This is a genomic window from Flavobacterium sp. LC2016-12 (assembly GCF_015351595.1).
GTDB lineage: Bacteria > Bacteroidota > Bacteroidia > Flavobacteriales > Flavobacteriaceae > Flavobacterium.
Map to the genome: position 1 here is coordinate 1 of NZ_JADKPT010000033.1, position 390 is coordinate 390.

A 390-nucleotide genomic window follows, 5' to 3' on the forward strand; every position below is an offset into this window, starting at 1 on the left:
GGGAACCTTCACCACAACCCAAGGTGGAACCCTTACACTGGCAGCTGACGGTTCTTATACCTACATGCCTGCTGCAAACTTCCATGGTGCCGATACGGTAAACTACACGGTAACCGATGGTAACCTTACGGATATCGGAACTCTTACTATAACGGTAACGCCTGTAAACGATGCTCCTCTAGCGGTTGATGATACCATCACAGCTATTGAAGATACTTTGTTCACTTCAGTAGTAAACCTTACAGCCAATGACACTGATGTTGATTTGGATGCGCTTACTGTAGTTGCGGGAACCTTCACCACAACGCAGGGCGGAACCCTTACACTGGCAGCTGATGGTTCTTATACCTATATGCCTGCTGCAAACTTCCATGGTACCGATACGATACG

1 protein-coding gene is annotated in these 390 nt (G+C 47.7%); it reads left to right on the forward strand.

What is annotated here, in order from left to right:
* Window positions 1–390: Ig-like domain-containing protein (locus tag IRZ99_RS21145; protein WP_194659351.1), on the forward strand; the 390-nt coding region annotated here is incomplete at both ends.